The organism is uncultured Campylobacter sp. (assembly GCF_937981295.1).
Taxonomy (GTDB): Bacteria; Campylobacterota; Campylobacteria; order Campylobacterales; family Campylobacteraceae; genus Campylobacter_B.
The window spans coordinates 1-2,497 of the sequence record NZ_CALJPC010000050.1 but is presented as its reverse complement, the minus strand read 5'-3'; the positions used below and the strand labels follow the sequence as shown (position 1 = coordinate 2,497).

1 protein-coding gene and 1 pseudogene are annotated in these 2,497 nt (G+C 38.6%); both read left to right on the top strand.

Going from position 1 to position 2,497, the window contains the following annotated elements; translation table 11 throughout:
• Positions 1-606, top strand: a pseudogene (locus tag Q0135_RS03895) (hypothetical protein); the annotation flags it as partial.
• A complete protein-coding gene (locus Q0135_RS03890) occupies positions 606-2,108 on the top strand; it encodes an FtsK/SpoIIIE domain-containing protein (protein ID WP_297988416.1) in 1,503 nt (500 codons plus the stop codon). The pseudogene Q0135_RS03895 and the gene Q0135_RS03890, both read left to right, overlap by 1 nt.
• Positions 2,109-2,497: the final 389 nt, after the last annotated feature.

The following is a 2,497-nucleotide window of genomic DNA, read 5'->3' as shown; positions in this document are numbered from 1 at the left end:
ATCGAACAAAAAACCAATTCTGAAAAGCATATAGGCGAGCTAGAAATAGAAATTGCTGCGTTAAAAGATAAAGCGGCCCGCGACTTACGTATTAAAAAGAAGTTGAATTTGCTATCGGAGATTAAGACTCAGATTATCACCTACAAATCGGGACGCATAACAAGAACCGGAGAGAGACTAAAAGATAAAATTTTGTCTAATTATAAGCATCTAATCGCCGAGGATAACGTAGCGGACATTAAGATCGATAACTTCATCGTGAAATTTATCGATGCAAGCGGAGAAGCTATTGCTGTACGAAGCCAGAGTGCAGGTCAGAAACAAATTGCTGCGATTAGCATATTTTGGGCGTTATCTAAGTTAAGCGATAGATGCTTGCCTCTTATTATTGATACTCCACTAGCCAGACTAGATGCCTCTAACCGTAAGAATGTCATTCAAAACTATTATGCAAATGCGTCCAATCAAGTTATCGTGTTACCTACAGATACTGAATTTAGCCAAAGAGAGCTGGAATTTGCAAGCGGTAAAATCGCAGGGATTTACGACATCACTAATGATAAAGATTCACGAGATAGTGCAAGCATAAAACCAAGGAGAGAATAATGCTAGGGAAAATTTATACCAAAGCCGGCGAAGAGAATTTCATTGCTAATATTATAAAAAATTCTCTAGCCGTAGATGTGCCTAAATATGTAATTTTGAGGATGGCAATTAACAAATCCTTTCGCTTAGAATATAAAAGTTTAGATAATCCATGTTATGCTAATTTCATCCTATACGATGGATTCTCTAGTGGGGGTGGAGAATATAATATGTCCCAAGTAACTGGCAGCGGCAAAGAATCTAAAGACTATACAGATATTTTGCGTGCAGCTTTTATGCTAAGGCATAAGAGTGAAAATCTAGATTTTAGCGACGATGCAATTTTTATTAGTGCTATCGAAAAATATATACATCGTGGACTTTACGAGCTAAATAATCTCTACAAAAGCAAGGATGACTTTTATCAATTCCTGATTGATGAATTTAGCGTTACAATAGAGCCAAAAATTCTACCTACAGAAGAATCAATTTCTGAAAGGGTAGATGAGGATAAGATACGAGAATATTTTACTTCCGCCGGTATAAAAGCAGAAATTCTATCTAGTGACCATGCATTGCGTCACGACGTATTTAAAATCCGCTTTAAAGATATGAAAGACTATGCCCGGGTTGAAAACGAAGTTGATGACTACAAGGTAAAATTTGGTCTTTACTCCGATGCTTTAACACAATACGCGGGTGAACAGATGAGCTTAAATTTATATTTGCCTAGACCTAAAAGTCAGTGGAAAAAATTTGATGCAGATGATTTTGGTTTCGATATATCTAGCTATACAAAAAGCTACGCTTTGCCCGCTTATTGCGGTCGTAATATCAAAAGTGAGGCATTTTTCTTTGATTTATCACAGCACTTGCTTATCGGTGGTACTAGCGGTAGCGGCAAGTCCATGCTTTTACATACGCTCATTACGTCGCTAGCAATGTTAAATCAAAATATACGCTTTGTACTCATAGATCCTAAAAATGGAGCTGAGTTTGGTATTTACGATAAACTAAGAAGTTTAAGCGAGCTTGGCGGAGTAGTCAAGGATATATCTCATACACAAACCGTGATTGATGCTGTCATTAAGGAAATGGATAGACGTTATAGTGTTCTAGCCAAAGAAGGTGTCAGCAAAAACGCTGAACTTTCTACTCCGATGCCAAGTATAGTTGTGGTTTTCGATGAAGTTGCTGATGCTTTCGGTCAGATTAAGATGCTTCAAGATAGTATCGTGATCTTGGCACAAAAGGCTCGTGCTGCGGACATTCATCTAATCATAGCGACCCAAACGCCCAATGCAAATATTTTTAAGCAAGAATTGCGCGCAAATTTTGATTTACGAATCGCCTTAAAAGTGCAAAATGCCAAAGCCTCTCAGATTGTCTTGGACGAAAGCGGAGCCGAAAAGCTTCTAGGCGCAGGCGATATGCTAGTAAAACTAAGTGGCTCGCAGCCGCAGCATATATTTGCGCCGTATTTAAGCAAAGGCGATGTTAAACAGCTTTTGGAGCTAAAATAGATCGCTGATTTTGTCACAATATGCTAGGGCGAAATAGCCAAAAGCCCTAAATCTTATGTCGCAAAATTTGCGTCGCTACAACAATCCTATAAATTCCATGGTTTAAATGTCCTTGAAATTTCAAATAGAATTTTATCGCAGCGGTTGCGGCGTAGTAGCGCGTAAATTTCAAACGGAATTTCAAAATTTCGCGGCGGCGAAAAGCCTCTGTATTTACGGATTTAAGATCAAATTTAAAATTTAATCCTGCCAGATATTTTCGTTTAATTTCAGACTTTTTACGATGGAGAGAAAGAATAGAAGCTCGTGCTTGATAGACGCGGCGGGATCGAAACTAAGTACGCTGCGATCTACGCTAGGCTCGAAGCTATCGTATCCCGTGCGGATGA